Origin of the sequence: Psychrobacter sp. DM4, assembly GCF_051307035.1 — a bacterium.
GTDB lineage: Bacteria > Pseudomonadota > Gammaproteobacteria > Pseudomonadales > Moraxellaceae > Psychrobacter.
The window spans coordinates 1565856-1590941 of record NZ_CP195536.1; the positions used below are offsets into that span (position 1 = coordinate 1565856).

Here is a 25086-nt window from a genome sequence, read left to right on the forward strand (position 1 = left end):
GCGCCAATGATGGCGTATAGAAAAGGCAGGTCACTTTTATAAGTGACCTGCCTTTTCTTGGACAAGACTTAAGACTGCCTACTAACGCGTTAAAGTTTCAACACCTGCGCTACTCGCTTTTAGTAGTACATCCGCTTGATTAGCTGCAAAGATACCATTGCATACTACGCCTACGATATTGTTCAGCTCGCTTTCAAGAGCGATAGGATTGCTGACATCTAGATCATAAGTATCGAGAATAACATTACCATAGTCAGTGACAAAGCCTTCGCGGTATACAGGTTCACCGCCCAAGGCGGCTAGTTGACGCGCCACATACGAGCGCGCTTGTGGCAAGACTTCTATCGGCACTGGAAATTCTCGACCCAAGATATCGACGCTTTTACTAGCATCGACCATACAGATGAATTTATTGGACGCCGCCGCCACAATTTTTTCGCGAGTCAACGCACCGCCGCCGCCTTTGATGAGTTGCAACTGCGCATTGACCTCATCTGCCCCATCGATATAGACATCCAGCGTTCCTGCAAAGTTCAAATCAATAATCTCAATACCTAATGCGCGTAGTTTATCCTCTGTGACCTGCGAGCTTGCGACCGCACCTGCTAGCTTCACTTGCGGCAATAGATCTATCAGGCAGTTGACCGTACTACCCGTTCCTACGCCCAAGATCATATCGTCTTCGATATATGCTAGCGCCGCTTTGGCCGCCGCCTGCTTTTGCGTGTGCTGATCACTCATCATAAGCCCCTATGAAAGATAAATTGCGGCTATTATAACGGATAAAATGGTTTTAAGTTAAATATGACCACAGTATTAATATGCTCAAAAAGATATAAAATTGCATCTAAAAACTATAGGTTATAGAGCGCCGCAAGCGCTAGGCGCACAAAAATCAAAATTGCACCTTGCAACCCAATCAAAATCAGCATAGGCTAATCTATTTATTTTTTGCCCTTATTTAGGAATCTATTATGTTATCACGCTGGGTACGCGCCATTTTGCAAGCCACTGTTTATGATGTTGCCATTCAAACGCCACTTGAGCCTGCGCCCAAACTAACCCAGCGCTTTAATAACGATATTCGCTTCAAACGTGAAGACTTGCAACCGGTATTCTCTTTTAAGCTGCGCGGCGCTTATAACCGTATTAGTCAGTTGAGTGATAAGCAAAAATCACAAGGCGTTATTTGTGCCTCAGCAGGCAACCATGCCCAAGGCGTCGCCTACTCTGCGCGCAAGTTAATGCTCAATAATATTATCGTAATGCCAAAAACAACGCCTGACATTAAAGTCGATGCTGTCAAGGCGCTAGGTGGCAATGTTGATTTGTACGGTGATAGCTTTGATGAAGCCAATCGCTACGCGATCAACCGCGCGGAACTTGAGGGCTTAACTTATATTCCGCCTTACGATGATGAGCTGGTGATCGCCGGTCAAGGTACGATTGGGCTTGAGCTGACTCAGCAATGGCGTGATATGGATTACGTCTTTGTCGCTGTTGGTGGTGGTGGTTTGATCTCTGGTATTGCCGCCTTTTTGGGTGAAGTGGCACCGCACGTCAAAGTTATCGCCGTAGAAGCGGCTGAATCCGCTTGTCTAAAGGCGGCGCTTGAAGCGGGCACGCGCGTCAAACTTGAGCAAGTCGGATTATTCGTCGATGGTGTGGCAGTCGCTCAAATCGGTGAGCTACCGTTCGATGTGATCCGTATGCAAAAGAGTGATGGTTCAGGACCAATAGTTGAGCCAGAAGTGGTGACTTGTAGCAATGATGAAGTGTGCGCCGCTATCAAAGATGTCTTTGAAGAGAATCGTAGTATTGTAGAGCCTGCTGGCGCTTTATCTATCGCTGGTATGAAAAAGTATATCAAAGCTCACGGTTTAAAAGATAAAAATTGCGTTGGTATCGTTTGCGGTGCCAATATGAATTTTGATCGCTTGCGTTATATCGCTGAGCGAACTGAGATCGGTGAGAAAAAAGAAGCTATTTTTGCGGTCGCTATTCCTGAACATACCGGCGCTTTTTTGAATTTTTGCCGTAGCTTACATGGACGTAATATCACTGAGTTTAATTATAGGGCAGATAGTCATTTGGCGCCCGACTCTATGGAACCAGCCGCTTTATTTGTCGGAATTGCCTTGAAAGATGGGGATAAAGAACGTGAAATTATCAGCAAACAGCTAAAAATAGATGGTTATATCGCTCATGACTTAACTGATGATGATATTGCCAAATCACATATTCGTCATCTGATTGGTGGTCACGCTCACCTCAAAGATGAACAGCTGTTAAAAGTATCTTTTCCTGAGCGTCCGGGCGCTCTATTGAGCTTTTTAGAAAAACTGGGGGATGATTTTAACATTACACTATTTCATTATCGTAATCATGGTGCGGCTGAGGGACGGGTGTTAGTAGGACTACAAGCCTCAACAAGTAACTCGCGTCAATTGCAAGATGCCCTGCTCGATATCGGCTATGATTGTACAATGCTCAATGATAATATCGGCTATCAGTTGTTTTTGAAGTAAGGTTCATCGTCCAAAATAAAGTAGTCGCTAAATAGTGTATTCAATAGAGAAATTATGAAAAATTTATTGCTGCTATTAATCGTGATAGTCGTAGGTTATTTTAGCTATCAGTACTTTGGCTATCAGTACTTTGGGTCAGAAGAGTCGTCTCCTGCCATAATAAATACGGTAGACAATGAGAACTTAGTCGATAGTACTCCTGTAGCAGATACGACTGTTTTCACCGAGGATGAGCTCAATGACATTCCAGCGACTTACAATGAATCTGTGCCTATCACAAGCGTGCAAACTCCTGTATCAAGCGCTGTAAACTTCAGTTGTGATGGTAGGCAACAGTGCTCACAGATGACTTCCTGCGCCGAAGCCACTTACTTTAGCAATAACTGTCCTAATACTAGGATGGATGGTAATAACGACGGGGTGCCTTGTGAGCAGCAGTGGTGTCATTAGCTCTCGCTAGATTACAGGTACAGATGCTTTATCTATAAATAAGACAGTGCACTTTTAATTATAAAATAAACCACCATTATTATCTTACGCTATTGATATTTATGAGGTTTTGATGAGTAAGCATAACAAAAATCACAATCAGCTCAGTCACAGTCACAGTCAGCCTGATGCTGTACGTATGCGTATCGATAAATGGTTGTGGGCGGCGCGTTTTTATCGGACTCGCAGCTTAGCTAAAGAAGCCATCGAGAGTGGCCGTGTGCATTATGCTGGTAGCCGAGTGAAGACCAGTAAAGAGATCGCAGTCGGCGACGAGTTACAGATTCGTCAAGGTTCTGCCACAGCAATGACCGAAAAGACAGTTATCGTTGAAGCGTTAACGCTGCAGCGCAGTAACGCAACTGCCGCTCAAATTCTATATTCAGAGACCGAAGAGAGTATAACGCGCCGTGCTTATTATACTGAGCAGCGCAAACTTGCTAATTTAGCGCGGCCTGATAATAAACCCAATAAAAAAGAGCGTCGCGATTTACAACGGTTTAGAAAAAATCAGGACTGACTTCGTCTACAATCTAGCTATGTGCCAAAGGTTCAATTAATTTTTATGGTCATAATACTCGCTTTTGCTTTTAGCGGATGACCCTTTTTTCAGTTACTAGGCTTGCCATCGTCTATATTTAGCGTTAGGCTGACTGCTAATTGTTTTTCTCCTTATATGTCTGTCATCTGTCTTACTAGTGATAAATGACTATAACCAGTTTTTTGTCAAAAAGGTTTTGTTATGTTGATGAAAGCATCTACGCCCTCCTCTGTACTTCTTGTATGCCTTGGTAATATTTGTAGATCACCGACCGCTGAAGAGATCTTTCGTCAGCAGGCGGCTATCGCTGGTCTTAATATGAAAGTTGACTCAGCAGGTACGGGTGATTGGCATATAGGTCACAAACCTGACGCGCGTGCTCAGCGCCATGCTAAGTCTCACGGCTATAATATTAGTAAACTTGTTGCTCGCCAAGTCAACGCTGAAGATTTTTATAATTTTGATCTGATTTTGGCGATGGATACACAAAACTTAGCGGACCTGCAAGTCATTAGAGAAGAGCTATTAGGCTCTAGTCACACCGAAAAGTCGCTTGCCAAGTTAGCCTTATTTAGCGAAGAAGATCCTACTTATGGCGGCGATAACGTACCTGATCCGTACAAAGGTGATGGCGATGCCTTTGAAGAAGTTATCGAGCGCATTGAGTCCAGCTCAAAAGCATGGATTGAGAGCTGGAAAGCAGTGTAGCGTCTGATTTCATTTTTATCACTGTGATTTAGACTCCTTCTCAATCTATAGGCCATGCTATGACCTCTATGCCACGCACGGACACTGACGTCTACCACAACACCTCTCAACCGTTGAGCAGTGACTTATCGCATGCCAACACGATGGCATTGTCTTGCACTGCTAACGAGGTAGTCACAGTTACTGATGAGGCGCAGCTTGATAAGTTCATGAGCACAGCGGATGACACCGTATTTGTATTATCAGGGGGTAGCAATGTACTCCTGCCAGCACGCTTGAACATCACAGTACTTCGACCTCTAATGCGCGGTATTACTGTCCTTGATCAAACGTTAGAACATATTGATATTGAAGTTATGGCGGGTGAGAACTGGCACGATTTGGTCGTTTATACGGTCGCGCAAGGCTGGTATGGACTTGAGAATTTAGCTTTGATCCCTGGCTTGACTGGCGCTGCTCCCGTACAAAACATCGGTGCTTATGGCGTTCAGCTAGAAGATACCCTACACTCCCTCAAAGCCTATCACATCCCAACTAAAACCTGGCACCAGCTCTCGCCAAGCGACTGTCAATTCGGGTATCGGGATAGCATATTCAAACATGCTCCTAATACTTGGCTGATTACTCGCGTTACCTTTCGCTTGCATTTAGACGAGAATCGCGTGCTTGCCAGCTATGGAGATGTAAAGAGCATCGCACAGGAGCACGCCAAGCAGCAAGGGCGTTTGGGTCTTACCCCGAGCGATGTGATGCATGCCATCATAGACATCCGCTCACAAAAACTCCCTGATCCTAAGCAGTTGCCCAACTGTGGTAGTTATTTTCAAAATCCTATTATTTCTCAAGCGCAGTTTTTGGCATTACAGACGACTTATCCTGATATAAAAGGTTATCCTCTGCCTGAGGCAAGGGTTAAAGTAGCCGCAGGCTGGCTTATTGAACAGGCAGGTTTAAAGGGAAGCGGCGTCGCTCCTATTATGACTCATATACATCAAGCCTTGGTGCTTACCAACCATGCTCCCTTTACAGCTACGCAAAGCGATGTTGCTCTCGCGCAAGCGCATATTATTAGTAGCGTTTATGATAAATTTGCGATCACGCTAAATCGTGAGCCTGTGTGGGTGAATATGGATGGCTCTATCGGACAAGATAGTTATGTCTGATAAGCCAAAACCTAAGAAGCTAAGTTCCAAAAACCCAAGCGCTAAAAAACCAAAACAACCCTGGTCTAAGCGTTTATGGCGGCACTATTTACGCTCAGCTGAGCGTATGCTCAAGCTATTTCGTATAATTAATATTACTTTTGTCGTTGGGTCTACGTTAGTTGTTCTGACGATTATTAGCCTATTTACCCCGCTGTTTTCTCGCGGTACTTTATTTATACTCAGTCACTTGCCTCTGCCAAGCGTTCCTAGCGATTATAAAAAGAGGGAGCCAAGCGCCTACGTAGTGCTCGGCGGCGGTCTGACTAACGATATTAACAATCACGTTATTCTTAATAAATATAGTCTCAATCGTATACGCACAGTAGCAGGCGCTTATCATAACAAGCCTTTGCCTATTATTTTGAGCGGTGCTGAAGCGCCTTGGATGAATCAGTGGCTGGTTGAGCATGGTATCTCTGAGCAGCTAAGCGAAAACGCGAGTATGAATACTTGTGAAAATGCCCGCTTTACCGCTAAGCGCACGCCGCTACGACACGTCTACCTCATCACAGATAGCTATCATATGACTCGGTCTCGGCGTCAATTTGCCTTAAATGGCGTCTATAGCACTCCTATCAATGCCTCGCTACCTGTCAGACGTGATTGGATGAAGCCTGCACAAAACTTAAGTCATTCAAGACGCGCCGTCTATGAAACTGCGGCCTATCTACGTGATTTGCTTCGTCCTCAAATGGACTGCCGACGTGCTGAAGATATTAGCAAGCAGCAACTGCTTACGCCCCGCGGTGATGTCAAGAAACCCTCTGAGTAAGAATTAATTTGATGTTCTAGCGGTAGTACATACTCACTTCGCTTTTCTTCACCTGTTAAACTTGCAATAAGTATATAATAATAGAGTTTATCGCTATCAAAAGAGACTTGCCATGCTCAGTATGTTTTTACTTATTCCATTAAGCTTGATGCTGTTCGTTGTGGCTATATGGGCTGTACGCTATGCTGTTAAATCCAATCAGTTTGAAGACTTAGACAATGCCTCACAGCGTATTATATTAGAAGATCGTCAAGAGCGCCGGCAAGTCATACAGTCTCACAGTCCTCAGCCAATTAACGAAGATACTGTAAAGACTAGTGCTGCTGCTGATAAAGTGCTTTTAGACGATGTTGAAGCTAGGCCCGTCAGTGCTTCTCAGACGACAAGTAGTGAAGACTCTCTTAGTGATAATCAAACCAAACCATAAATAGTAGTGATTCTTATCAGATTTTATTTTCTATATTTGTCCAAACGAGTGTCAGGATCTTGAAGAGAGCTTATATATGACTACCGCATTGCTGGTTGCCGCGTTTTTAATGGGATTTTTGGGATCGCCGCATTGCTTGGGTATGTGTGGTGGTTTGGTCGCCGCCTTTAGCCTATCGATGAAAGATGTGAGCCCTGCCAAACGTCGACGGCTCATCGCCACTTACCATTTTGGACGCTTGATCAGTTATTCTATTTTAGGCTTGATAGCTGGTCTCATAGGTACAACAGTCTTAGAGCCTTTGATGAGAGGCAACAGTATGCCGCGTATTTTGTTAGGGCTAGTGTTAGTATTCGTTGGCGTTACTATGCTAGGCGCGCCATTTTTGAGTAGACTTGAGCGCGTTGGTATGCGTTTTTGGCAGTATTTGAGCCCTATACGTCAAAAGGTATTTCCATTGAATACCTACCCGCGTGCTATGGCAGCGGGTCTACTATGGGGCTATCTACCATGCGGTTTGGTCTATGGCGCGCTACTTATTGCCGTTGTCGCGCACAATCCTTTGGGCGGCGCAGCGCTTATGTTCGTCTTTGGACTTGGTACGATACCGATGCTCGTTGCCACTCATGAGACAGTAGGCTGGTTACGCGACAAAATTGGTCGTTTGCGCCTGCGTCAAATCAACGGCGTTATCATGATACTTTCAGGCCTAGCAGTAGCCTTTGTCCCTATGGTTATGCAAAACAGACATAGTGGTGCTCAGATGAATCACGGTAGTCCTTCTAGTATGATGTCGAATAGCCATAGTCAGCATAATACAAATGATATGAGCTACGACATGACAGATACGGCTGACAAGGATTCAATGAGTCACAATATGACTGGTGTAGATAATACAGATAATATGAGTAATAGCTTAGAACAACATCAAACCGCTGAATAAACATATTTAATAAAATGCGAGCATAAAAAAGCCCTCAAACTTATATAAGTAGTGAGGGTTTTTGCTATAAATAACTGCTATTCAACAACACACGGCATAGTTTTTAACGTTTGCCGCTAATACCTTAGGGCGCTTGCCACTGCTCAAGACTAAACTTAGTATCTAAGTGCTTCTCAAGCGCTGGCAGATTAAAAGCATCGTCTTCGCTCACAAAGCTGATACTGATACCTGCTTGCCCTGCGCGTCCAGTACGACCAATACGGTGTACATAATCATCTGGCTGTTCAGGTAACGTATAATTGACCACGTGGCTGATGTCATCGACATGAATGCCGCGTCCTGCTACATCTGTTGCGACCAATACCGACGCACCGCCGTCTTTAAAGCGCTGCAAGTACTTTTCGCGCTTTTGTTGAATGACGTCTCCTGATAACATCACAACTTTGTAGCCTTGACGTAGCTTGTCATACAAACGTTTGACCTGATCTTTACGATTGGCAAAAACAATAACCTTATCAACTGCGCTATCCTCCAAGATACCTTGTAACGCCTGCAGTTTTTGATTTTCGGTCAACAGGTAAAAGCGTTGATCCACCAAATCACTGGTTTTGTGCTCAGGCTCAATCTCAACGAATTGCGGCTCATGCAACCAGCGATAAGCCAGATTCATCACGTCTTGATTAAAGGTCGCCGAGAACAATAAACTTTGGCGATCGGTGTTGGGCGGCATACGTCCAACCAAACGTTTGATATCTGGGATAAAACCCATATCAAGCATACGATCCGCTTCATCAAGCACCAAGACTTCAACCCGATCTAAATAGACCATGCCTTTATTCACAAGGTCTATTAGGCGACCTGGAGTTGCGATTAGTACATCGACGTATTGGCGCTCAAGCTCATGCTGCTGAGTGTCGTAGTTGGTGCCACCCATGATACAGACGCTATGCAAAGAGGTATATCTGGTCAGTGCCACGCAATCCTCAAATATCTGCTGTGCAAGCTCCCGTGTTGGTGCCATGACAACAGCACGCGGCTCACCCAAAAACCGCGATTCATCAGTAGCAAAGGGTCGTTTGAGAAGTGCCTCCATGATAGTAATTAAAAAGGTAGCGGTTTTGCCTGTTCCCGTCTGCGCCTGCCCAATAGCATCTTGATGTGCTAGAGTATGCGGCAGGATTTGCGCTTGAATATCAGTAAGCTCAGTGAAGCCCAGATCCTCTACTGCTCGCAGGGTCGACGCTGACAAAGGCAGATCGGTAAATGCGGTAAAATGACTCAAAAAACCATCCTTTTAATAGACTTGATCGCAGTTTTTATATTGATAAGGCGATATAATAGGTATGTAAAAGTACAAAAAAGCCAAGCTTGTTATCACTCCTTTACTGGCAACCTGCTATATCACAGGGCAATAAAGTGAGACAAGCTTGACTTGATAGTATATCAGTGCGGACAGTAGATATGACAAACGCGGTAGCACTGTATATTTGTTACTCTTCTACTTTTCTAACGTCTTCAGCTTGCAAGCCTTTGTCGCCTTCTACAACGCTAAATTCAACCTTTTCGCCGTCTTTTAATGAGCGGTAACCCTCGCCTTGAATGGCACGAAAATGGACAAAAATATCTTCACCGCCGTCGCGCTGAATAAATCCAAAGCCCTTTGCATCATTGAACCACTTAACAGTCCCTTGCTCACGATCTGACATAGCCTGACATCCTAAAAGTGCGCTTAGACCCACATTCCTTTGCACCATTGCATATAAACGGGTCTAAGAGTAAATATTAAATTTAAGCCCTAATATAACAGCGACTCGAAACTTGTTTTAAATGATTATTGCTAAGAATATGTGAATGCTAAAGCCTTTACTTAAGCTGAAATCACGCCCATGCAATACAAACCATCCAAAAATATCATAGCACGGGTTTTTGGTAACATAAAGGCTTTTCATGCCACTTTTAATAGTACGATAATTTTTTAGTATTATCTTGGCAAACTGCTATGATAAAACCATTAAAATTTAATCGACTCCACAAGTTGACGCTACCCTTTACCTATCTATTGAGACCTGTATGAATAGCATTTCTAATTCAATCCCTAACCCTACTCATAATAAAAATTCTACTAAGACTGCTTTGACTCATAAGTTATTGTTGGTCAATGGCGTTAATTTAAACTTGCTAGGTAAGCGTGAACCCGAAATTTATGGGCATACTACCCTAGCAGATATTGAGACGCGTCTTATCACTCAGGCGGCTAAATATGGCATTGAGATGATCTGTATTCAGTCCAATAGTGAGGGCGAGCTGGTTGATGACATTCAACATTATGGATTACTAGCAGAGTCATCAGCCCAAGTCGATGCTATTATTATTAACCCTGCCGCGTTCACCCATACCTCAGTTGCTCTACGTGATGCGCTACTCGCGACGCAAAAGCCATTTATCGAAGTACATTTGTCTAACGTCCATCAGCGGGAACCTTTTCGTCAGCACTCCTACTTAAGCGATGTCGCTGTTGGTGTCATATGTGGTTTGGGCGCGTATGGGTATGAGATGGCACTAAATTACTGGGTAACGCACACCTACTCTTTAAATCTTGCGCACTGACACTATCTAGTGAGTAAGATTAAAATCCTGCGATACATAAAACTTAATACTATCAACCACTAGCACTAGCACGACCAACTCAAAGATATGGTGACATAAATGGCTCAAACGTCCGGAAAACGCTTTATGAAACTTGCTGGCATGACCGCTAGCATCGCGGGCAAAGCGGCTAAAAACTCATTTAAGCATCTATCTAGTGATGAAGAAAAACGCTTGCAGGCGCGCTCTGAGCTGATGCAAGACGTTGGTATTCAAATTGCAGAAACCCTTGGCGAGATGAAGGGCGCTGTGATGAAAGTGGGACAGATAGCTTCACAGTACAAGGATGTGTTTCCGCCTGAGGTGGCCACTGCGTTAGAGAAACTACAAAAAGATGCGCCTGCTATGCCGTATGCACAGATAAAGGTACAAGTAGAGCGTGAACTCAAAGCGCCTATTCACGAGCTATTCACTGAATTTGAAGAGACGCCTTTTGCCGCTGCATCTATCGGACAAGTGCACAAGGCTGTACTGTCTACAGGTCAAAGAGTGGTGGTAAAGGTTCAGTATCCTGGCGTCGATGAGAACTGTGATAGCGATCTTAAGCAGGTGCGTATGGCGCTCAAAATCGCAGGTGTGCTCAATATGAGCCGTGAGTTACAAGAGCAATTGTTTGATGAGATTCGTAAAAGCTTGCACGATGAGCTTGATTACATCAAAGAGGCGAACAATTTGCGCGTGTTTGGCGCGTTTCATTCTGATGACAAAGGTCTTATTATCCCAAAGGTCATCGCCAGTCATTCGACCAGACGTATACTGACTTTAACTGAAGAGATGGGCGAAACGCTTGCTGTGGCAGCAACATGGGACAATGACGTCAAACAAAGAATTGCCACCCATTTGTTTCATTTTAGCGCAGGGCAGCTGTTTGTGCTGTACCGTATGCACTGTGATCCGCACCCAGGCAACTTTGCGTTTCGCGCTGATGGTAGCGTTGTCGCTTATGATTTTGGCGGTATTCGTAGCTATAGCGATAGCGAGGTACAATTATTCAAGCGTTTTGCTAAACATGCCATTCGCAGTGATGTGACCGCGCTAGAACAAGACTTGATCGCGCTAGATATTCGCAAAGTGGACGATAAAGAAGTACCGGGTGAGTTTTATCAAAAGTGGCTTGAGATTGGTCTTAAACCGCTATCGGTACCGCCCTATCACGTTGGCGAATTTGATTTTTCTGACAGTCCGATACATCACGAAGCCATCACTCAGATGCGCTCATCGCTCAAGTACTTTGGGCAGTTCCAACCTTCAGCGACGACCATGATGCTAGATCGCACCGTATCAGGACAGTACTGGAATTTGGTTAATTTGGGCGTTGAGATAGATCTCTTACCTTTAGTGGAGCAGTATTTGGAAATGACGATAGAGTAATCGTTGTTTTGATATTCTAAGATTTGACAGCATAAAACAAGACGGCTGAGACTATATCTTGGCAGTCTTGTTGAATTAAAAATTTTAAATAATGATGATTTGGTGAAGTTATGAGTGTCACTATATGTGCAACGCATGTCCGCATCGATCACAGAAAGTAGCCCCAACTGCGTGACCAAATTTACCACAGTTTGGGCAAGTGACAGGACTGAGCTGAGGACGCATATTGCGTGCCAGCTCAGCGGTAAATATACCTGTCGGTACCGCAATAATAGCGTAACCGGCAATCATCACCATAGAGGCGATTGCTTGTCCAATTGGTGTTTTTGGTGACATATCGCCATAACCCGTTGTGGTCACCGTTACTACCGCCCAATAGATAGAGAGCGGAATACTGGTAAAACCATTCTCTGGTCCCTCTACGACATAGACGATAGAACCAAAGATAGTAACTAGTAAGACTAACGATAAGAAAAAGACTGTGATTTTTTGTTGGCTTGTCTTAAGTGCTGATGCCAAAAACCCAGCCTGTTGCATATAAGCTTTGAGTTTGAGGACTCGAAACACGCGTAAGATACGTAGAATACGAATGACGATAAGGTATTGAACACCGCCAAAAACCAAACTCAGATAACTTGGCAATATGGATAATAAATCCACTACGCCAAAGAAGCTAAAGGCGTAACGAAAGCGGTTAGGTGCTGAAAATAGTCTTAAAATATATTCAAGGGTAAACAAAATAGTAAAGAACCATTCTGCATAGAAGAATATCTTGCCATACTGTAAACGCATGTATAGCACGCTATCAAGCATTACCACGCCCACACTGGTCAAAATCGCAATCAGCAGTACAATATCAAAAAACTTACCCAAACGCGTGTCTGTGCCTTCAATAATGATATGAATGCGGTTACGTAGATGTGTCAGGGCTTCAGCGCTTTTTTGCTTCATAGAATAGGTAAGTTCATTCAATGTAGAATTAAGAGTGATGAGTAATAGTACAAATGCTCATATAACATAGTGGTTCACGGTGGTATAACTAAGCTCAAGTAGTTTATAATAGCGATCACTCATAATGAGTAGATACTATTAGGGCGTGTTGAACATTCAACCATGGCACTGCTGATGCTAAAATTGTTCTAGTCTAAGTAAAAATTAAAGGTAATGCAGATGCCTTGGCTAGATTTTTACAACGAATAGATTAATTTTAGTATCAGCCTGAAAGGACAGGACTCTTTTTTGCCGCTTCATGGTTAAAAATACACGCTTAGAATAACTAAACTTACTATTTTTAGCTGCGAACCGCCTAAAAAATAGTCTCTGTCAGTGCGTATTTGCGAATGTTCAACACGCCCTAAACTTTGCGACCTCGTTTGTGCCACAGTGTAGCAAAAAATCGCAGGTAACAATATATAAATCATAACGCTAAAGGTGCGTTTGATAGCCGCACCTAGACATAGCAGAATGGTTACGTATAAAAGCTGAATAATGATTAGTAGAATAAGACATCGTAAAATTTGAGGATAAAGCATGGCAGGTCATTCGAAATGGGCAAACATTAAACACCGTAAAGCTCGTCAAGATGCGGTAAGAGGCAAGGTTTTTACCAAAGTCATTCGTGAGATCGTCTCAGCCGCCAAACAAGGCGACCCTGATCCCGATAAAAATCCACGTTTGCGTGCGGCTATTGAAAAGGGCCTCTCTGTCAATATGACGCGCGATACGATTAATCGCGCGGTAGATCGCGGAACTGGCGGCGGTGACAACGAGAATATGGAGGAGGTCAACTACGAGGGCTATGGCGTAGGAGGTGTCGCTGTACTGGTCGAGACCATGACGGATAACCTTAATCGTACCGTTAGTGAAGTGCGACATGCCTTTACTAAATGCGATGGTAACTTAGGCACTACCGGCTCAGTCGCCTATCTGTTTACTAAGCGTGGCGAGATTTGCTTCAATGATGTCAGCTTGGAAGATGAGGTCATGCTAGTTGCCTTGGATGCTGGCGCTTTAGACATTGAGAATGATGGTGAGAGCTTATTGGTTATCACTGAATGGGAGAGCTTTGGGCAAGTCAAAGATGCTCTAAATACAGCAGGGCTTGTCTCTGATAACGCTGAGGTCACGATGTCACCGACGACTAGCGCTGATATCGATAACATCGATGATGCTCAAAAAATCATGAAAATGATCGATATGTTAGAAGATGCTGATGACGTGCAAGAGGTCTATAGTAATGTGAATTTCTCTGCTGCGGTGATGGCGCAGCTTTCTGAGGAAGAGTGATTGTTCTAATCGTTAAATTTACTGAAGTTGTACCAAATACTATTATAGTGTTTGGCTTTTTCTCATAAAGAAATACCGTATTAATCAAGGCTTACATTTCACCCCTTCGAGCGCTAGTAAGTACTCTTTTTTATCCAGACCACCTGTATATCCGCCAAGCTTACCATCACTTGCAATCACACGGTGGCAAGGAATGATAAGACTAAAAGGGTTTTTGCTATTAGCATTAGCCACTGCACGGAACGCTTTAGGGTTACCAATACGAGTCGCTAACGTTGCATAGCTTATCGTTTCACCGTGTCTGATGTCTTGAAGCGCTTGCCATACTTGTTGTTGAAATGGGGTACCCAAGGATAAATCTAACGGCAAATCAAAGTCTTTTCTCTCTTCTTGTGCGTACTCATCGACTTGAATGATAGCGTCTAATAATAAAGCTTGGGTAGGATCTTCTCTACTTAAGCTATTTTTTTCAATGAATTTAAAATCAGCATCAGTCAACTCATAATGTTTTTTGAGCTTGTTAAATGATTTTGAGTCCGTCCACCACTGATCTTTTGACAGCCAACTCATCTCGGCAAGTTTTGGCTCATCTTGCTCAGTTGCGCGACTATTACCCTCATTCACCATTAGAACCAAAATGTAGGTTTGCAAATTCGTCATCGTCACTATCATCGTCATTCCTCAACTTTGAGCACCACTGTCAAATACTAAGAATCAGCTCTACTCTTTATCATCAGTCTCAAATAAAGCGGCCACGAACTGCTTGGGACTAAAGGCGCGTAGATCATCAATAGACTCGCCAACACCAATATAGCGAATCGGCACATCAGAGGTCTCTGCGATATTGAACACCACACCGCCCTTGGCAGTACCATCTAGTTTGGTAATAGTAATTCCCGTTAACGGTACTACTTTGTTAAATAGCTCAACTTGATTGATGGCGTTTTGTCCTGTTCCAGCATCAAGCACGATCATGCCTTCATGCGGTGCGGTCTCGTCAGCTTTACGCATAACGCGCACCACCTTTTCAAGCTCGCTCATCAGATGAGTTTTATTTTGCAAGCGACCAGCGGTGTCTGCTATCAGCACATCAATATTTTTGGCTTTGGCAGATTGCATCGCATCAAAGATAACCGAGGCGCTATCAGAGCCATGACCTTGCGCGATAACTGGAATCTCATTACGCTCGCCCCAAATCTGTAGCTGCTCTGTTGCGGCGGCGCGGAATGTATCGCCTGCGGCTAGCATGACTGATTTGCCCTCGCCTTGTAAGCGCTTAGCAAGCTTGCCGATAGTTGTCGTTTTGCCCACACCGTTAACCCCGACTACTAAAATAACAAAAGGCTTTTTGCTGCTATCTATGATAAGTGGCGCCACCTTTGGGGTCAAAATGTCGACCAGTTCAGTCTGCAACGCTTTATATAGCGAATGAGCATAAATGAGATCACCACGCGCGGTCTGCTCAGTTAGGCTCTTAATGATACGATTGGTAGCGTTGACACCAATATCAGCGACCAATAACTGATCTTCGACCTCCTCTAACAGCTCGTCATCGATCTCTTTACCACCGATCAAGATACTGACCATCCCTTCAGCGAGGTTTTTGCGCGACTTACTCAGTCCCGACTTCATCCGATTGAACCAGCTGCCCTTTTGACGTCCCTGCGGTTCTTGATTGTCAGATGCAGGTGTCGCTGTTGGTAATTCTACAGCTTGACGCTGTTGATCTGCTACAGGGGGTTGTTTGGTTGCCTCAAACTCAGGCGTAGCACTGATATTTGCACCCAACTGCTCCTGTAGTGGCATGACTGGTGGGCTGACACTTTGTGAGGTGCTGCTAGAGGCACTCTTAGGAGCATCATTGATCTCAGGCGTTATCAGCGGTGCGCCTAATACGACGCTCTCGTCTGGACTAATAGCAGACAGCCCTGAATCTACCGTATGCTCTTTGTCAAGCGTATCAGGTTGACTGGTAGTCGATGCCTCTGTCTTGGGCTCATCTATGATTGCTACAGATTGCGCAGGTAGACTGGGTAAGGTAATATCATCGTCATCTAGATCATCAAGCCCGCCATCAAGATTGATAACGATGCGATTGCTATTGTTTGGATTATTCATATATCTGCCCTAAAAGTATCAATGTTATTTGTATTTTATTATAAAGTGATGGTTATTTGGCCTAAGTTATATCATGAAATGCTCGCTTATAGTTTAGCATGATTCAAGATAAGCGCTGCGGTGACTCCGCGTTATTCAGTAGTTGATTTAAGTTATTAGATAGCTTGGCTTAAGGTTTGGACACAAAATTGACACCTCTATTAAGTAGCATCTCGCTTACTCTTATCTAGACATTGCTGATATATTAAAGAGGTTATACTTATGCGATCAACGACTACTTCCAAAACTACCGGCTTGACACTGACGCTCATAATTGCTGCTATAGCTCTGACTGCTACAGGCTGTAGTACTACTCACGAGTTCAAACCAACGGCTAGCGTGATGGTTGGCGCTCACAAATCGCTATAAACGATGTTTTTAATTGCTCGCTAAACGTATATCTATTCAGCGGTTGCTCATTTAACAGTCAATTGCTATCTTATAAATGGATGTCAACATGCTCTCACTAGTACTCTCACAACAAAAGACCTTAATCATGCGCTCCTATCAGACAAACCACAGCAAAATCAACAATGCTATGTTTATACTGATGATGGGTATTTTTTCATTTTCCGCAATGGGATGTAGTGCGCTAAACGCCCTAGAACCTACTGCTGTTTTGATCTCAGATATCAAAAACTCTATATAATTATAAGTACAATTGTCCCTTTATTTTACATTTAAAGCTTATCAGTCATCATAAGAGAGTCACATGTCATCATCGTTCATATTGCGTCTTGCCTGTGCGCTTGCGCTTAGTACTACCCTTGGCGCTTGTCAAACCATAGTGCCCAATAGCAGCTCACCTAAAGTCACCAATACTGACAATATGATCAAAACGATGCAAGATGCGGATACAAATGCGGATATGTCGGGTCGTCATGAGTATCAGCTAGATAATGGTCTAAAGGTTATCATTAAAGAAGACCACCGCGCCCCAGTTGCTATGACGCAAATCTGGTATCGCGTGGGCTCAGCTGATGAGCCTATCAATAAAGGCGGTATCTCCCATCTACTCGAGCACATGATGTTCAAGGGTACCTCAACCGTGTCAAGTGATGATTATGAGCGCTTGATCGCCAAATTCGGTGGTGTCAACAATGCCTTTACCAGTTACGACTATACGGGCTACTACGAGCTATTTCCAGCCAACCGCTTGGGGTTGGCATTAGAGCTTGAAGCGGATCGAATGACTAACTTAATTTTTGATGAAAATCAATTTGAAAAGGAGCGTCAAGTGGTCATGGAGGAACGTCGTCAGCGCACAGATGACAATCCTCTAGCAAAGGCTTATGAGTCTTATCGCTTGCTTGCAATGCCTAATAGCCCCAAAGGCGAGTCCATTATCGGCCCTATGAGCGAGCTTGAATCGATTGAATTATCAGAGTTAAAAGACTGGTACCGTACTTGGTATACCCCCAACAATGCCACTTTGGTCATCGTCGGCGACGTCAAGCCCGATGAGGTTATGAGTCAAGTTAAACGCTACTTTGAGGATTTAAAGTCAAGCAAGCTGCCCAAACGAGCTTCGGTCACTCAAACAGGATTTCGCGGTTATCAGCAAGTCGATTCGGTACAAGCCGTACAAGTTCCCGTGTTACTTATGGGCTACAACGTACCAAGTCTACTCACCGCACAGCCTGATGAAAAGCAAGCTTACGGGCTATCATTAGCACAATACGTGTTGGATGGCGGCCTATCCTCTAGGCTTGAGAGCCGCCTGATACGTGAGCAAGGATTGCTGACGACTGTCGGTACCTCTTATAACTTACTTGATCGCGGTGATGGTCTGTTCTTAATTCAAGCCACGCCGCGTGAAGGCGTGAGCTTAGCACAGGCGCAGCAAGCTATCATGGCTGAAATTGACAAGTTATCTACCGATCCGATTGCCGCTGATGAGATTAGCCGCGCTAAGACCAATACGGTGACCTCATTAGTCTACGCTCAAGACAGTATGCAAGGTCAGGCGCAAATGATAGGCTCGCTACAGTCTATCGGACTCGATGATAGATTGCTGTCTGGCCTGCCAAGCAAACTTGATGAGCTAAGCGTTGCCGATATTCAACAGGTCAGCAAAAAGTATCTCGTTAAGGATAACCTAACCGTGATGTATGTCGTGCCGCCTGATAATGATACGACTGATAGCGCTGACCAAAAGCCATCGGCTGAATAAAGCGTGTTATCACAGTATAAGATAAGAAATAGAGTATGGTTTATTTGCTCCTTTGATAAGCATAAGCTCAAAAACAACGCTTTAAAAAGACAATCAGACTAAGAAGAAAAATATGATTCAAAACCTATTATCCAAGCGTACTGGTTATCTCAGCCTATTGCTTGCACTGAGCACACTGAGCACTGTCCATGCCGAGGACTACCGAGCGCCTACTGTCATCGATCCTAATGCGCCGATTGCTGCCTTATCGACGTTGACCAGTCTAGATGATATGACACCCTTACAAATCACTGTGCCTGATATCGAGCAGTTCACCACCGTGTCAGGTGTGCGCGTCTCTTTTGTGCGTACTACTGCCCTTCCCATCGTCGATATAGATTTGCGCTTTAACGCCGGTAGCGCTCGTGATGAGGCGATACGTGCTGATGGCTTTGGTATTGCCAATATGACGGCAACTATGCTGACACAAGGCACTAGCCGCTTAGATGAGGATGCCTTTAATCGCGCCTCAGAGACTTTAGGAGTCAATCTAAGTAGTAGTGCTTATAAAGACATGTTTATTATCTCATTGCGTAGCTTATCTGATGATGAGCACTTACTGCCAGCGATTGAGCTGATGACTCAAATGCTCAATGATGCCAGCTTTGATGAGCAGATATTGGCACGCAACAAAGCAAGGCTTTTGGTAGGGTTGCAGCAGCAAAAACAGGATCCGAGTAGTCTTGCCAGCCTAGCCTTTAACGAGGCACTATATGGCGCGCATCCTTATGCTCATCCCTCCTCTGGTACATTAAAGAGTGTACCTAGTATCAGTAGAGCAGATTTATTGGCTTTTAAGAATCGATATTTAGTAACTGCTAATGCATCGCTTGCCATGACGGGTGATTTAACCTTGTCAGAGGCCAAAGCGCTGGCAGAGAATATTACCGTTGATCTACCAAAAGGACAGACCGCGGCGATGCTACCTGAGCCAAAACCATTAAGCAAAGCGCAGCATATCCACATACCCTTCCCCAGTAGCCAAACGACCGTACTAATAGGTCAATTAGGTAACAAGCGCGCCACCGATCCTATCGCGCAGCAGCAGCAAACAAACTTTGCTATTGGAAACGAGGTATTGGCAGGTAGCGACTTTAATGCGCGCCTCATGACTGAAATTCGCCAAAATCTGGGCTACACTTATGGTATCTCAGGCTCAATGAGTCCGATGCTCACCCGCGGGCCCTATCAGATTAGTTTCTCAACGCGTAACGATAAAGCACGCGCGGCCATTGATGCTAGCGTTGCGGTCATCGATGAGACATTAGATAAAGGTATTACAAGTGCTGAGATGCGCCTGACGACAGATAATCTCAAAAATAGCTTTCCTATGAGCTTTGCAAGTAATGCCAGTATCAATGGACTGCTTGGGATGATGAATTTTTATCAGCTGCCAAACAGTTATCTGAGTGATTATGTTAGCCGTATCGAGCAAGTGACGCTACCTGCTGTCAATCAAACGATGCGCGAGACCCTGCAACCTGATCAGTTTTTGATCGTAACTGTGGGTGAAGTCGATCCTTGGGATAACAAATAGAGTCTTGTAGTAAAAGGTAATAGTGCAAGTTAAATAACATCGCTTAAGACGATAGTAATGACAAAGAATTAGTCTTTTATTACCATTGTTAAGTCATACTGGAAGCGCTCAGGCTTGTATTGAACACCAATATAATTGAGGCGAATGACATGCTTATCATAAGAGTTAACTTGGTAGGCACCGTTAGCAAAATTGTGAACACTTGGTACCGAAAGCAAAGTTTCGATCTGATCAGTATTAATCGTGATTGCTATACTTTGTCCCACTTCTGGAAATAGATAGTACTCACAGTAGTCATAGACCATGACCTCAGCGGAGCGCACGATAGTCTCATCATCGACGTTCTTTTGTAAAAGTTTGGGACAGATATCTGAGTGTTTAGCCGCCAAGCGGGCATGAGCGTTTCTGATATTCTCTTCGATATTATCGGTATTTTGTTCTTCGGCTATGATGATGGGCTCTTTTGCTGCAAATGCCCCGTGCTCTGAAGGCGTATCATTCCCGCAAGCGCTCATCAAAAAAAGGAATAAAGTTGCAAGACTTAAGGTGTTGAGATGACCATGTGGATTAAAAGAATAGCGTTTATTCAGTATCGGTTTTTTTGACTTGATAAAAATCATAAATTCCTTGTACAGGGCTATTACAAATGTTGCTTTTAGTCTGAATATGACCTAAGCATGGTTATTAAGAACCGATATTATAAACCATTGTTTGCTTCTATTAAACAACCTTAACCCGCTTTTATATCATTTTATCTAGATATACGACCATTGGTCGTAATATATCCCCGATCCGTTAATAACGACACGCTGAACTACTGCTCGTATTATTGAACCCCCATTTGCGATAACTGGCAGTGTCCAAATGAATCGCCCCTGTTGAGTAGAGTCCTAAGCCGAACTGATAAGACTGACCTTGATAGTGCCAAAACTCGCACAGATTATCTTGTAGCTTACTAATAAGCCACGGGTTGTTATCGTACTCTGGCACCCAGATATCTATAGCGCCTGCTGTCATGTGTTGACTGGCATCAGCCCCGCCAGCACAGTCGTTGAGACCTGGACTACGATAAGCGGAGCGAATTTCGGTACTCGCTGGTAGTATTCCCTGCCTTTTGAGCTCAGCGTACAATCGCAAGGTTGGAATGACGTTTGACCATAGCTCCTGAGGCGGCAATTGATAAGGCTCGTAGCCACATCTGTTCCAGCTGCGCGCCGTCTTTAATAATTCAGAGAGCGGCGGTACGTTTCGCCCGCCAACTTGTGCACTTAGGTAGCGTTGGTAATTAGCCACTTGTCCTGTGCGGTAGCTGTTACTCTTCAACCAACTATCAAAATCCAATAGACTAAAGTTATTATCAACGGTGTTGTACCTATTATTATAGCCCTGATTGCTATAAGTGGTCTGGTACTGGTTTTGGTTCTGATAGTTGAGCGGTGCGCTTTTGATACGGATACGTTTATCTTCGTCTATTGATAACTTGGCATCAAATTGATAATTGCGCTCTTTTTCTGCGATAAGGCCCTGCATAGTGTCCCCTAAGCGATTGCTAGGCGTTGCATAGACTATGGCACTAGAGTTATTCTGCTCGATATAAGCATTGCTACTGCCATAACGCACCTGAATACGGCGCTCGCTATTATCGTACGAGAGAGCCGCCTGTGCGCTAATTGATACTAAGCAAGTAAGCGAGAGGATGAGTGGTTTGATGCCGACAAATCTTAGACTATTTGATAGACACAGACGCTGCTCCTTGCTATTGCCAATAAACTTATGAGCTAATTTTGCATACCAGATAGAATTATTTTTCATATTTTTCATCGCAGAAGACTACCAAAGACGGTTTTTGATACTGTCGAACACCAAGATTGATTATGCTTGCGGTACAAATTTAAGCCATATCAATCTCATGGATACTTTCGGTTCCATAGATACTATCAAATTTTTGATATTCAGGCTAAACTATCGCCACTATTTGCTTGCAACTGATTGACTATTAACATTTATCCTCAACATTTTTAGAATCAAGTGACTTTGCAGAAGACACTTTTTGTAAGTTGCGCCTACATCTAAGCACATCCAAATAGCTTTGTTTACTTGTTCTTATTCTACTATTTATAACTTTTAGCTCAAATTGCCTATGTCTATAAGTCCGCAGTACCGATTTTCGCGTCAAAGCCATCATCTGGGGCAACGATCTGAGGCAACGCTTTGGCAGCGCATTCATATTGATCCTTGGCTGACCTTGCTACTACTCACAGTTTGCTGCATTGGCTTGACTATCCTATATAGCGCCTCGACTCAAAATACGAGTATGGTATTGCGTCAAGTGGTCAGTTACGGGGTTGCTTTTGTAGTGATGTTTACGATGGCGCAGATACCGCCGAGCGTCTATCGTACTTTGACGCCTGTTTTTTATATGCTGGGTCTCATATTGCTAGTACTGGTCGACATCATAGGTGAAGTGCGTATGGGCGCGCAGCGCTGGATTCGTCTGCCAGGGTTTGGTAGCGTACAGCCTTCTGAATTTATGAAACTGGGTATGCCAATGATGTGTGCTTGGTTTTTAGCCAAGCGCGAGCTACCACCGTCTCTCTCAAGCGTCGCTATCACTTTGGGATTAATTGTCGTACCCGTTATACTCATAGCCAAAGAGCCTGATCTAGGTACTTCGATATTGGTGGCTGCTAGCGGTATATTTGTGTTGTTTTTGGCAGGGTTGTCATGGCGTATTATCTCGGTAGCAGTAGCGCTCGCTATTCCCTTTGTGGCTTTTGCTTGGAATTTTTTGCTGCATGATTATCAGCGCACCCGAGTACTCACGCTATTTAATCCTGAGGCTGATGTGCAAGGCGCTGGCTGGAATATTATTCAGTCCAAGACAGCGATAGGTTCAGGCGGACTCACGGGTAAGGGCTATCTAGATGGTACGCAGTCGCATTTGCATTTTTTACCTGAGGGGCATACGGATTTTATTATTGCCGCTTTCTCTGAGGAGTTTGGATTACTAGGTGTGATATTGCTAATGTTCATCTATGCCTGCTTGCTTACGCGTGCTTTGTATATCGCCTTTACCCATACTGATACTTATAGTCGATTGCTCGCAGGTGCTATCGCCATGTCGTTTTTTGTCTATGTCTTTGTCAATGTTGGTATGGTTGGCGGTATCTTACCCGTCGTGGGCGTACCCCTACCCTTTATTAGCTATGGTGGTACCGCAATTGTGACTTTGATGGGCGGATTTGGACTACTGATGTCGATCCACACTCATAGAGCAAGCTGATCTTAACTCTCATTGCATTTGATGCGATGACAACTCTCTTATACCCAATGTCTCATGTATTTTGAAGGGATAACGATCTGACAGAATTATCCATCCATTCGATAAATTAAAAACGCATTTGATACTTAGGCTATTACTGTTTAATCTTACCAGTAAGATATCAATATCCATCGTAACTCTTTTGACAGTCTGTTGCGCTTCAGTTGAGCGATTGCGACCGCACTGACCTTCGATACTCTTAAGTAGCTGCTGCAAATGTCCTAACGTTATAGCTTGATGCAGGCACAGATAGACACATTGATTGACATAATCAGGCTTTGACTGCATTGCCGTCGCGGTAAAATCAGGATTTTGAAATGGGGTTGATACTGTAATGTCACCAAATACTGCTAGTTGCTCTATTACCTGCGGCAAATGACTATCTGCTTGATGATTACTACCTAGCGCAATTAATACCGCGGTGACCTCCTTGTCTTGTAGCGAGTTGGAAGTAGCACTTGGCACGCATTCAAAATGTAAAGTATCCAAACCTTCAATGGTCATCATTTGGCTTATCGATAGTTTTGGCGATGCGGGTAATCTGCACACCAACCGCATCCGCCTCTTTGATCGCAGTTGGCTTGGCTACGCTAAGTGTCACTTTGTCACAGGAGTAATTGCTCAATAGTTGATCCGCTAAGTGCTCTGCTAAATGCTCAAGCAGCTCCGCTTTAAGCACTTTGCACCATGCACTAACATCATCACAGACCGCTTTATAATTGAGCGCATCTTTTACATCGTCTGATACCGCCGCTTTACCAATGTCAGTCTCCAGCACTATATCAATAAGTAATGGCTGAGTAATAGCGCGCTCCCAACCATACACGCCTATCACCGCCTCGACTTTTAAACCTTTAACAAATACGGCGTCTGCTTGGGTATCATACATGGGTGTATCCTTAGCTGTTGTGCTATCTATTTTAAAGCGTCTTATTATTTTGTGACCCGATTAAGGTTAGCGTTGCACTGATTTTAACATTTTGCTGGGACGATGACGCCACAAATCTATACTGAACAAAAGTAGGCCGAACCAGATCAAACCAAATACTACCAGACGATTAGAATCAAAAGGCTCGTTGTAATAAAATACTGCCAATAAGAAAATGAAAGTCGGTGTTAGATAATTCATAAAGCTCAAAATACTATATGCGACCAGTTTAGTCGACCTATTAAATAGTAATAGCGGTATCAAAGTCACTGGACCTGCCAGCATGAGCAGCCAAATATTGGGCGTCAACCAAAAACTTATTTGACTGCTGACCACATCAGCCTGCCAAAACCACCATAGACAAATCGGTACCAACATAGCGGTTTCGATAAACATAGCATCAACCGCTGTAAAAGGCGTCTGGCGCTGAATAGTACCGTAAGTACTAAAACTAAATGCCAAAATCAATGACAACCAAGGCAAGCTGCCAAGCATAATAACTTGAATGAGCACGGATAATAAAGCAAAGCCGATGGCTACCCATTGCAATGCTCGTAGCCGCTCTTTAAACAAAATCATCGATAGAGCTACGCCGACTAGCGGTCCAATGAAATACCCCAAACTGGCCTCAAGAATGCGATCATTATTGACGGCCCACACATAGGTTAGCCAGTTGGTCGCGATGATTAGACCAGATAAAAAAGTATAGACTATCCATTTTGGGTTTTTCTTGAGGGTATCGATCCACTGCCAGCGTTTGGTGACAACGAGCAAAACAAGCAAACACAGGAAAGTCCAGATAATGCGATGACCTATAATTTCGGTCGCGTTGTAAGCGGCGAGTTGCTTAAAATATAACGGAAACGCGCCCCAAATACAGAATGCAATTAGAGCAGTGATGATACCGCGTCTAGTCGTTGGAATAGGGGCAACTGGTTTTTTGAGAACATTTTGAGTAGTCATAGTACAGTACAACTTATTTTTGCTAAAAACGCATCTATGCTGTTATTGTTT

General features: G+C 44.0%; 26 protein-coding genes. 15 read left to right on the top strand and 11 right to left on the bottom strand.

Features of this window, described 5'->3' with window-relative positions:
- Positions 1 to 81: 81 nt before the first annotated feature.
- Positions 82 to 741: a ribose-5-phosphate isomerase RpiA gene (gene rpiA, locus ACR64G_RS06610; RefSeq protein WP_435980665.1), complete on the bottom strand. Its 660-nt coding sequence runs from the start codon at positions 739 to 741 to the stop codon at positions 82 to 84.
- Positions 742 to 974: 233 nt separating this feature from the next.
- On the opposite strand from rpiA, the gene ilvA reads away from it, so the two are divergent.
- The 8 genes from ilvA (at position 975) to ACR64G_RS06650 (ending at position 7613) form a co-directional block, all read left to right on the top strand.
- Positions 975 to 2528, top strand: coding sequence for a threonine ammonia-lyase, biosynthetic (gene ilvA / locus ACR64G_RS06615; protein ID WP_435978530.1), 1554 nt, complete (start codon positions 975 to 977; stop codon positions 2526 to 2528).
- 54 nt (positions 2529 to 2582) lie between these two features.
- Complete coding sequence (locus ACR64G_RS06620; protein WP_435978531.1) at positions 2583 to 2978, top strand: excalibur calcium-binding domain-containing protein; 396 nt, start codon at positions 2583 to 2585, stop codon at positions 2976 to 2978.
- 112 nt (positions 2979 to 3090) lie between these two features.
- Positions 3091 to 3537, top strand: a complete 447-nt coding sequence (locus ACR64G_RS06625; protein ID WP_435978532.1) for an RNA-binding S4 domain-containing protein — start codon at positions 3091 to 3093, stop codon at positions 3535 to 3537.
- Positions 3538 to 3759: 222 nt separating this feature from the next.
- Positions 3760 to 4266 (top strand): low molecular weight protein-tyrosine-phosphatase, encoded by a 507-nt coding sequence (locus ACR64G_RS06630; protein WP_435978533.1) that lies wholly within the window; start codon positions 3760 to 3762, stop codon positions 4264 to 4266.
- A gap of 59 nt (positions 4267 to 4325) precedes the next feature.
- Positions 4326 to 5429 (top strand): UDP-N-acetylmuramate dehydrogenase, encoded by a 1104-nt coding sequence (gene murB / locus ACR64G_RS06635; RefSeq protein ID WP_435978534.1) that lies wholly within the window; start codon positions 4326 to 4328, stop codon positions 5427 to 5429.
- Complete coding sequence (locus tag ACR64G_RS06640; RefSeq protein WP_435978535.1) at positions 5422 to 6243, top strand: YdcF family protein; 822 nt, start codon at positions 5422 to 5424, stop codon at positions 6241 to 6243. Before murB ends, ACR64G_RS06640 begins: the two co-directional genes overlap by 8 nt.
- A 112-nt stretch (positions 6244 to 6355) precedes the next feature.
- On the top strand, positions 6356 to 6670 hold the full coding sequence (gene ccoS, locus ACR64G_RS06645) for a cbb3-type cytochrome oxidase assembly protein CcoS (RefSeq protein ID WP_435978536.1): 315 nt from the start codon (positions 6356 to 6358) through the stop codon (positions 6668 to 6670).
- A 76-nt stretch (positions 6671 to 6746) separates the two neighbouring features.
- Positions 6747 to 7613 (top strand): sulfite exporter TauE/SafE family protein, encoded by an 867-nt coding sequence (locus ACR64G_RS06650; protein WP_435978537.1) that lies wholly within the window; start codon positions 6747 to 6749, stop codon positions 7611 to 7613.
- A 124-nt stretch (positions 7614 to 7737) separates the two neighbouring features.
- Here ACR64G_RS06650 and ACR64G_RS06655 read toward each other — a convergent pair whose 3' ends face one another.
- Positions 7738 to 8895, bottom strand: a complete 1158-nt coding sequence (locus tag ACR64G_RS06655) for a DEAD/DEAH box helicase (protein ID WP_435978538.1) — start codon at positions 8893 to 8895, stop codon at positions 7738 to 7740.
- Positions 8896 to 9103: 208 nt separating this feature from the next.
- Positions 9104 to 9319, bottom strand: a complete 216-nt coding sequence (locus ACR64G_RS06660) for a cold-shock protein (protein ID WP_435978539.1) — start codon at positions 9317 to 9319, stop codon at positions 9104 to 9106.
- A gap of 364 nt (positions 9320 to 9683) precedes the next feature.
- On the opposite strand from ACR64G_RS06660, the gene aroQ reads away from it, so the two are divergent.
- Together aroQ and ACR64G_RS06670 are read left to right on the top strand one after the other, a co-directional pair.
- Complete coding sequence (gene aroQ, locus ACR64G_RS06665; RefSeq protein ID WP_435978540.1) at positions 9684 to 10220, top strand: type II 3-dehydroquinate dehydratase; 537 nt, start codon at positions 9684 to 9686, stop codon at positions 10218 to 10220.
- A gap of 99 nt (positions 10221 to 10319) precedes the next feature.
- On the top strand, positions 10320 to 11630 hold the full coding sequence (locus ACR64G_RS06670) for an ABC1 kinase family protein (protein ID WP_435978541.1): 1311 nt from the start codon (positions 10320 to 10322) through the stop codon (positions 11628 to 11630).
- A 120-nt stretch (positions 11631 to 11750) separates the two neighbouring features.
- Here ACR64G_RS06670 and ACR64G_RS06675 read toward each other — a convergent pair whose 3' ends face one another.
- Positions 11751 to 12581, bottom strand: coding sequence for an ion transporter (locus ACR64G_RS06675; protein ID WP_435978542.1), 831 nt, complete (start codon positions 12579 to 12581; stop codon positions 11751 to 11753).
- Positions 12582 to 13160: 579 nt separating this feature from the next.
- On the opposite strand from ACR64G_RS06675, the gene ACR64G_RS06680 reads away from it, so the two are divergent.
- Positions 13161 to 13916, top strand: coding sequence for a YebC/PmpR family DNA-binding transcriptional regulator (locus ACR64G_RS06680; protein ID WP_435978543.1), 756 nt, complete (start codon positions 13161 to 13163; stop codon positions 13914 to 13916).
- An 84-nt stretch (positions 13917 to 14000) separates the two neighbouring features.
- On the opposite strand, the gene ACR64G_RS06685 is transcribed toward ACR64G_RS06680, so the two are convergent.
- Entirely contained in the window at positions 14001 to 14588 is a 588-nt protein-coding gene (locus tag ACR64G_RS06685; protein ID WP_435978544.1) for a methylated-DNA--[protein]-cysteine S-methyltransferase, read from the bottom strand.
- Positions 14589 to 14636: 48 nt separating this feature from the next.
- Complete coding sequence (gene ftsY, locus ACR64G_RS06690; RefSeq protein ID WP_435978545.1) at positions 14637 to 16034, bottom strand: signal recognition particle-docking protein FtsY; 1398 nt, start codon at positions 16032 to 16034, stop codon at positions 14637 to 14639.
- 261 nt (positions 16035 to 16295) lie between these two features.
- Here ftsY and ACR64G_RS06695 point away from each other — a divergent pair, with 261 nt between their 5' ends.
- From ACR64G_RS06695 to ACR64G_RS06705, 3 genes are all read left to right on the top strand, one after another.
- Positions 16296 to 16442 (top strand): hypothetical protein, encoded by a 147-nt coding sequence (locus ACR64G_RS06695; protein ID WP_435978546.1) that lies wholly within the window; start codon positions 16296 to 16298, stop codon positions 16440 to 16442.
- Positions 16443 to 16785: 343 nt separating this feature from the next.
- On the top strand, positions 16786 to 18246 hold the full coding sequence (locus ACR64G_RS06700) for a M16 family metallopeptidase (RefSeq protein WP_435978547.1): 1461 nt from the start codon (positions 16786 to 16788) through the stop codon (positions 18244 to 18246).
- 112 nt (positions 18247 to 18358) lie between these two features.
- A complete protein-coding gene (locus ACR64G_RS06705) occupies positions 18359 to 19822 on the top strand; it encodes a M16 family metallopeptidase (RefSeq protein ID WP_435978548.1) in 1464 nt (487 codons plus the stop codon).
- A 68-nt stretch (positions 19823 to 19890) separates the two neighbouring features.
- Here the strand turns inward: ACR64G_RS06705 and ACR64G_RS06710 are convergent, their stop codons facing one another.
- Positions 19891 to 20442, bottom strand: a complete 552-nt coding sequence (locus ACR64G_RS06710; protein ID WP_435978549.1) for a hypothetical protein — start codon at positions 20440 to 20442, stop codon at positions 19891 to 19893.
- A gap of 175 nt (positions 20443 to 20617) precedes the next feature.
- Positions 20618 to 21634 (bottom strand): D-Ala-D-Ala carboxypeptidase family metallohydrolase, encoded by a 1017-nt coding sequence (locus ACR64G_RS06715; protein WP_435978550.1) that lies wholly within the window; start codon positions 21632 to 21634, stop codon positions 20618 to 20620.
- A gap of 328 nt (positions 21635 to 21962) precedes the next feature.
- On the opposite strand from ACR64G_RS06715, the gene rodA reads away from it, so the two are divergent.
- On the top strand, positions 21963 to 23105 hold the full coding sequence (gene rodA, locus ACR64G_RS06720; RefSeq protein ID WP_435978551.1) for a rod shape-determining protein RodA: 1143 nt from the start codon (positions 21963 to 21965) through the stop codon (positions 23103 to 23105).
- Between the two features lie 9 nt (positions 23106 to 23114).
- On the opposite strand, the gene ACR64G_RS06725 is transcribed toward rodA, so the two are convergent.
- The 3 genes from ACR64G_RS06725 to rarD all read right to left on the bottom strand — a co-directional run bounded on the left by ACR64G_RS06725 (position 23115) and on the right by rarD (position 25035).
- Complete coding sequence (locus ACR64G_RS06725; protein ID WP_435978552.1) at positions 23115 to 23651, bottom strand: 2-amino-4-hydroxy-6-hydroxymethyldihydropteridine diphosphokinase; 537 nt, start codon at positions 23649 to 23651, stop codon at positions 23115 to 23117.
- Positions 23638 to 24033 (bottom strand): dihydroneopterin aldolase, encoded by a 396-nt coding sequence (folB, locus tag ACR64G_RS06730; RefSeq protein ID WP_435978553.1) that lies wholly within the window; start codon positions 24031 to 24033, stop codon positions 23638 to 23640. Before folB ends, ACR64G_RS06725 begins: the two co-directional genes overlap by 14 nt.
- Before the next feature lie 66 nt (positions 24034 to 24099).
- Entirely contained in the window at positions 24100 to 25035 is a 936-nt protein-coding gene (gene rarD / locus ACR64G_RS06735) for an EamA family transporter RarD (protein WP_435978554.1), read from the bottom strand.
- Positions 25036 to 25086 lie beyond the last annotated feature (51 nt).

Bases quoted from the DNA above. Each gene is read 5' to 3' on its own strand.
- rpiA (WP_435980665.1), bottom strand. From the start codon at position 741: ATGAGTGATCAGCACACGCAAAAGCAGGCGGCGGCCAAAGCGGCGCTA.
- ilvA (WP_435978530.1), top strand. From the start codon at position 975: ATGTTATCACGCTGGGTACGCGCCATTTTGCAAGCCACTGTTTATGAT.
- ACR64G_RS06620 (WP_435978531.1), top strand. From the start codon at position 2,583: ATGAAAAATTTATTGCTGCTATTAATCGTGATAGTCGTAGGTTATTTT.
- ACR64G_RS06625 (WP_435978532.1), top strand. From the start codon at position 3,091: ATGAGTAAGCATAACAAAAATCACAATCAGCTCAGTCACAGTCACAGT.
- ACR64G_RS06630 (WP_435978533.1), top strand. From the start codon at position 3,760: ATGTTGATGAAAGCATCTACGCCCTCCTCTGTACTTCTTGTATGCCTT.
- murB (WP_435978534.1), top strand. From the start codon at position 4,326: ATGACCTCTATGCCACGCACGGACACTGACGTCTACCACAACACCTCT.
- ACR64G_RS06640 (WP_435978535.1), top strand. From the start codon at position 5,422: ATGTCTGATAAGCCAAAACCTAAGAAGCTAAGTTCCAAAAACCCAAGC.
- ccoS (WP_435978536.1), top strand. From the start codon at position 6,356: ATGCTCAGTATGTTTTTACTTATTCCATTAAGCTTGATGCTGTTCGTT.
- ACR64G_RS06650 (WP_435978537.1), top strand. From the start codon at position 6,747: ATGACTACCGCATTGCTGGTTGCCGCGTTTTTAATGGGATTTTTGGGA.
- ACR64G_RS06660 (WP_435978539.1), bottom strand. From the start codon at position 9,319: ATGTCAGATCGTGAGCAAGGGACTGTTAAGTGGTTCAATGATGCAAAG.
- aroQ (WP_435978540.1), top strand. From the start codon at position 9,684: ATGAATAGCATTTCTAATTCAATCCCTAACCCTACTCATAATAAAAAT.
- ACR64G_RS06670 (WP_435978541.1), top strand. From the start codon at position 10,320: ATGGCTCAAACGTCCGGAAAACGCTTTATGAAACTTGCTGGCATGACC.
- ACR64G_RS06675 (WP_435978542.1), bottom strand. From the start codon at position 12,581: ATGAAGCAAAAAAGCGCTGAAGCCCTGACACATCTACGTAACCGCATT.
- ACR64G_RS06680 (WP_435978543.1), top strand. From the start codon at position 13,161: ATGGCAGGTCATTCGAAATGGGCAAACATTAAACACCGTAAAGCTCGT.
- ACR64G_RS06685 (WP_435978544.1), bottom strand. From the start codon at position 14,588: ATGATAGTGACGATGACGAATTTGCAAACCTACATTTTGGTTCTAATG.
- ftsY (WP_435978545.1), bottom strand. From the start codon at position 16,034: ATGAATAATCCAAACAATAGCAATCGCATCGTTATCAATCTTGATGGC.
- ACR64G_RS06695 (WP_435978546.1), top strand. From the start codon at position 16,296: ATGCGATCAACGACTACTTCCAAAACTACCGGCTTGACACTGACGCTC.
- ACR64G_RS06700 (WP_435978547.1), top strand. From the start codon at position 16,786: ATGTCATCATCGTTCATATTGCGTCTTGCCTGTGCGCTTGCGCTTAGT.
- ACR64G_RS06705 (WP_435978548.1), top strand. From the start codon at position 18,359: ATGATTCAAAACCTATTATCCAAGCGTACTGGTTATCTCAGCCTATTG.
- ACR64G_RS06710 (WP_435978549.1), bottom strand. From the start codon at position 20,442: ATGATTTTTATCAAGTCAAAAAAACCGATACTGAATAAACGCTATTCT.
- ACR64G_RS06715 (WP_435978550.1), bottom strand. From the start codon at position 21,634: ATGAAAAATAATTCTATCTGGTATGCAAAATTAGCTCATAAGTTTATT.
- rodA (WP_435978551.1), top strand. From the start codon at position 21,963: ATGTCTATAAGTCCGCAGTACCGATTTTCGCGTCAAAGCCATCATCTG.
- ACR64G_RS06725 (WP_435978552.1), bottom strand. From the start codon at position 23,651: ATGATGACCATTGAAGGTTTGGATACTTTACATTTTGAATGCGTGCCA.
- folB (WP_435978553.1), bottom strand. From the start codon at position 24,033: ATGTATGATACCCAAGCAGACGCCGTATTTGTTAAAGGTTTAAAAGTC.
- rarD (WP_435978554.1), bottom strand. From the start codon at position 25,035: ATGACTACTCAAAATGTTCTCAAAAAACCAGTTGCCCCTATTCCAACG.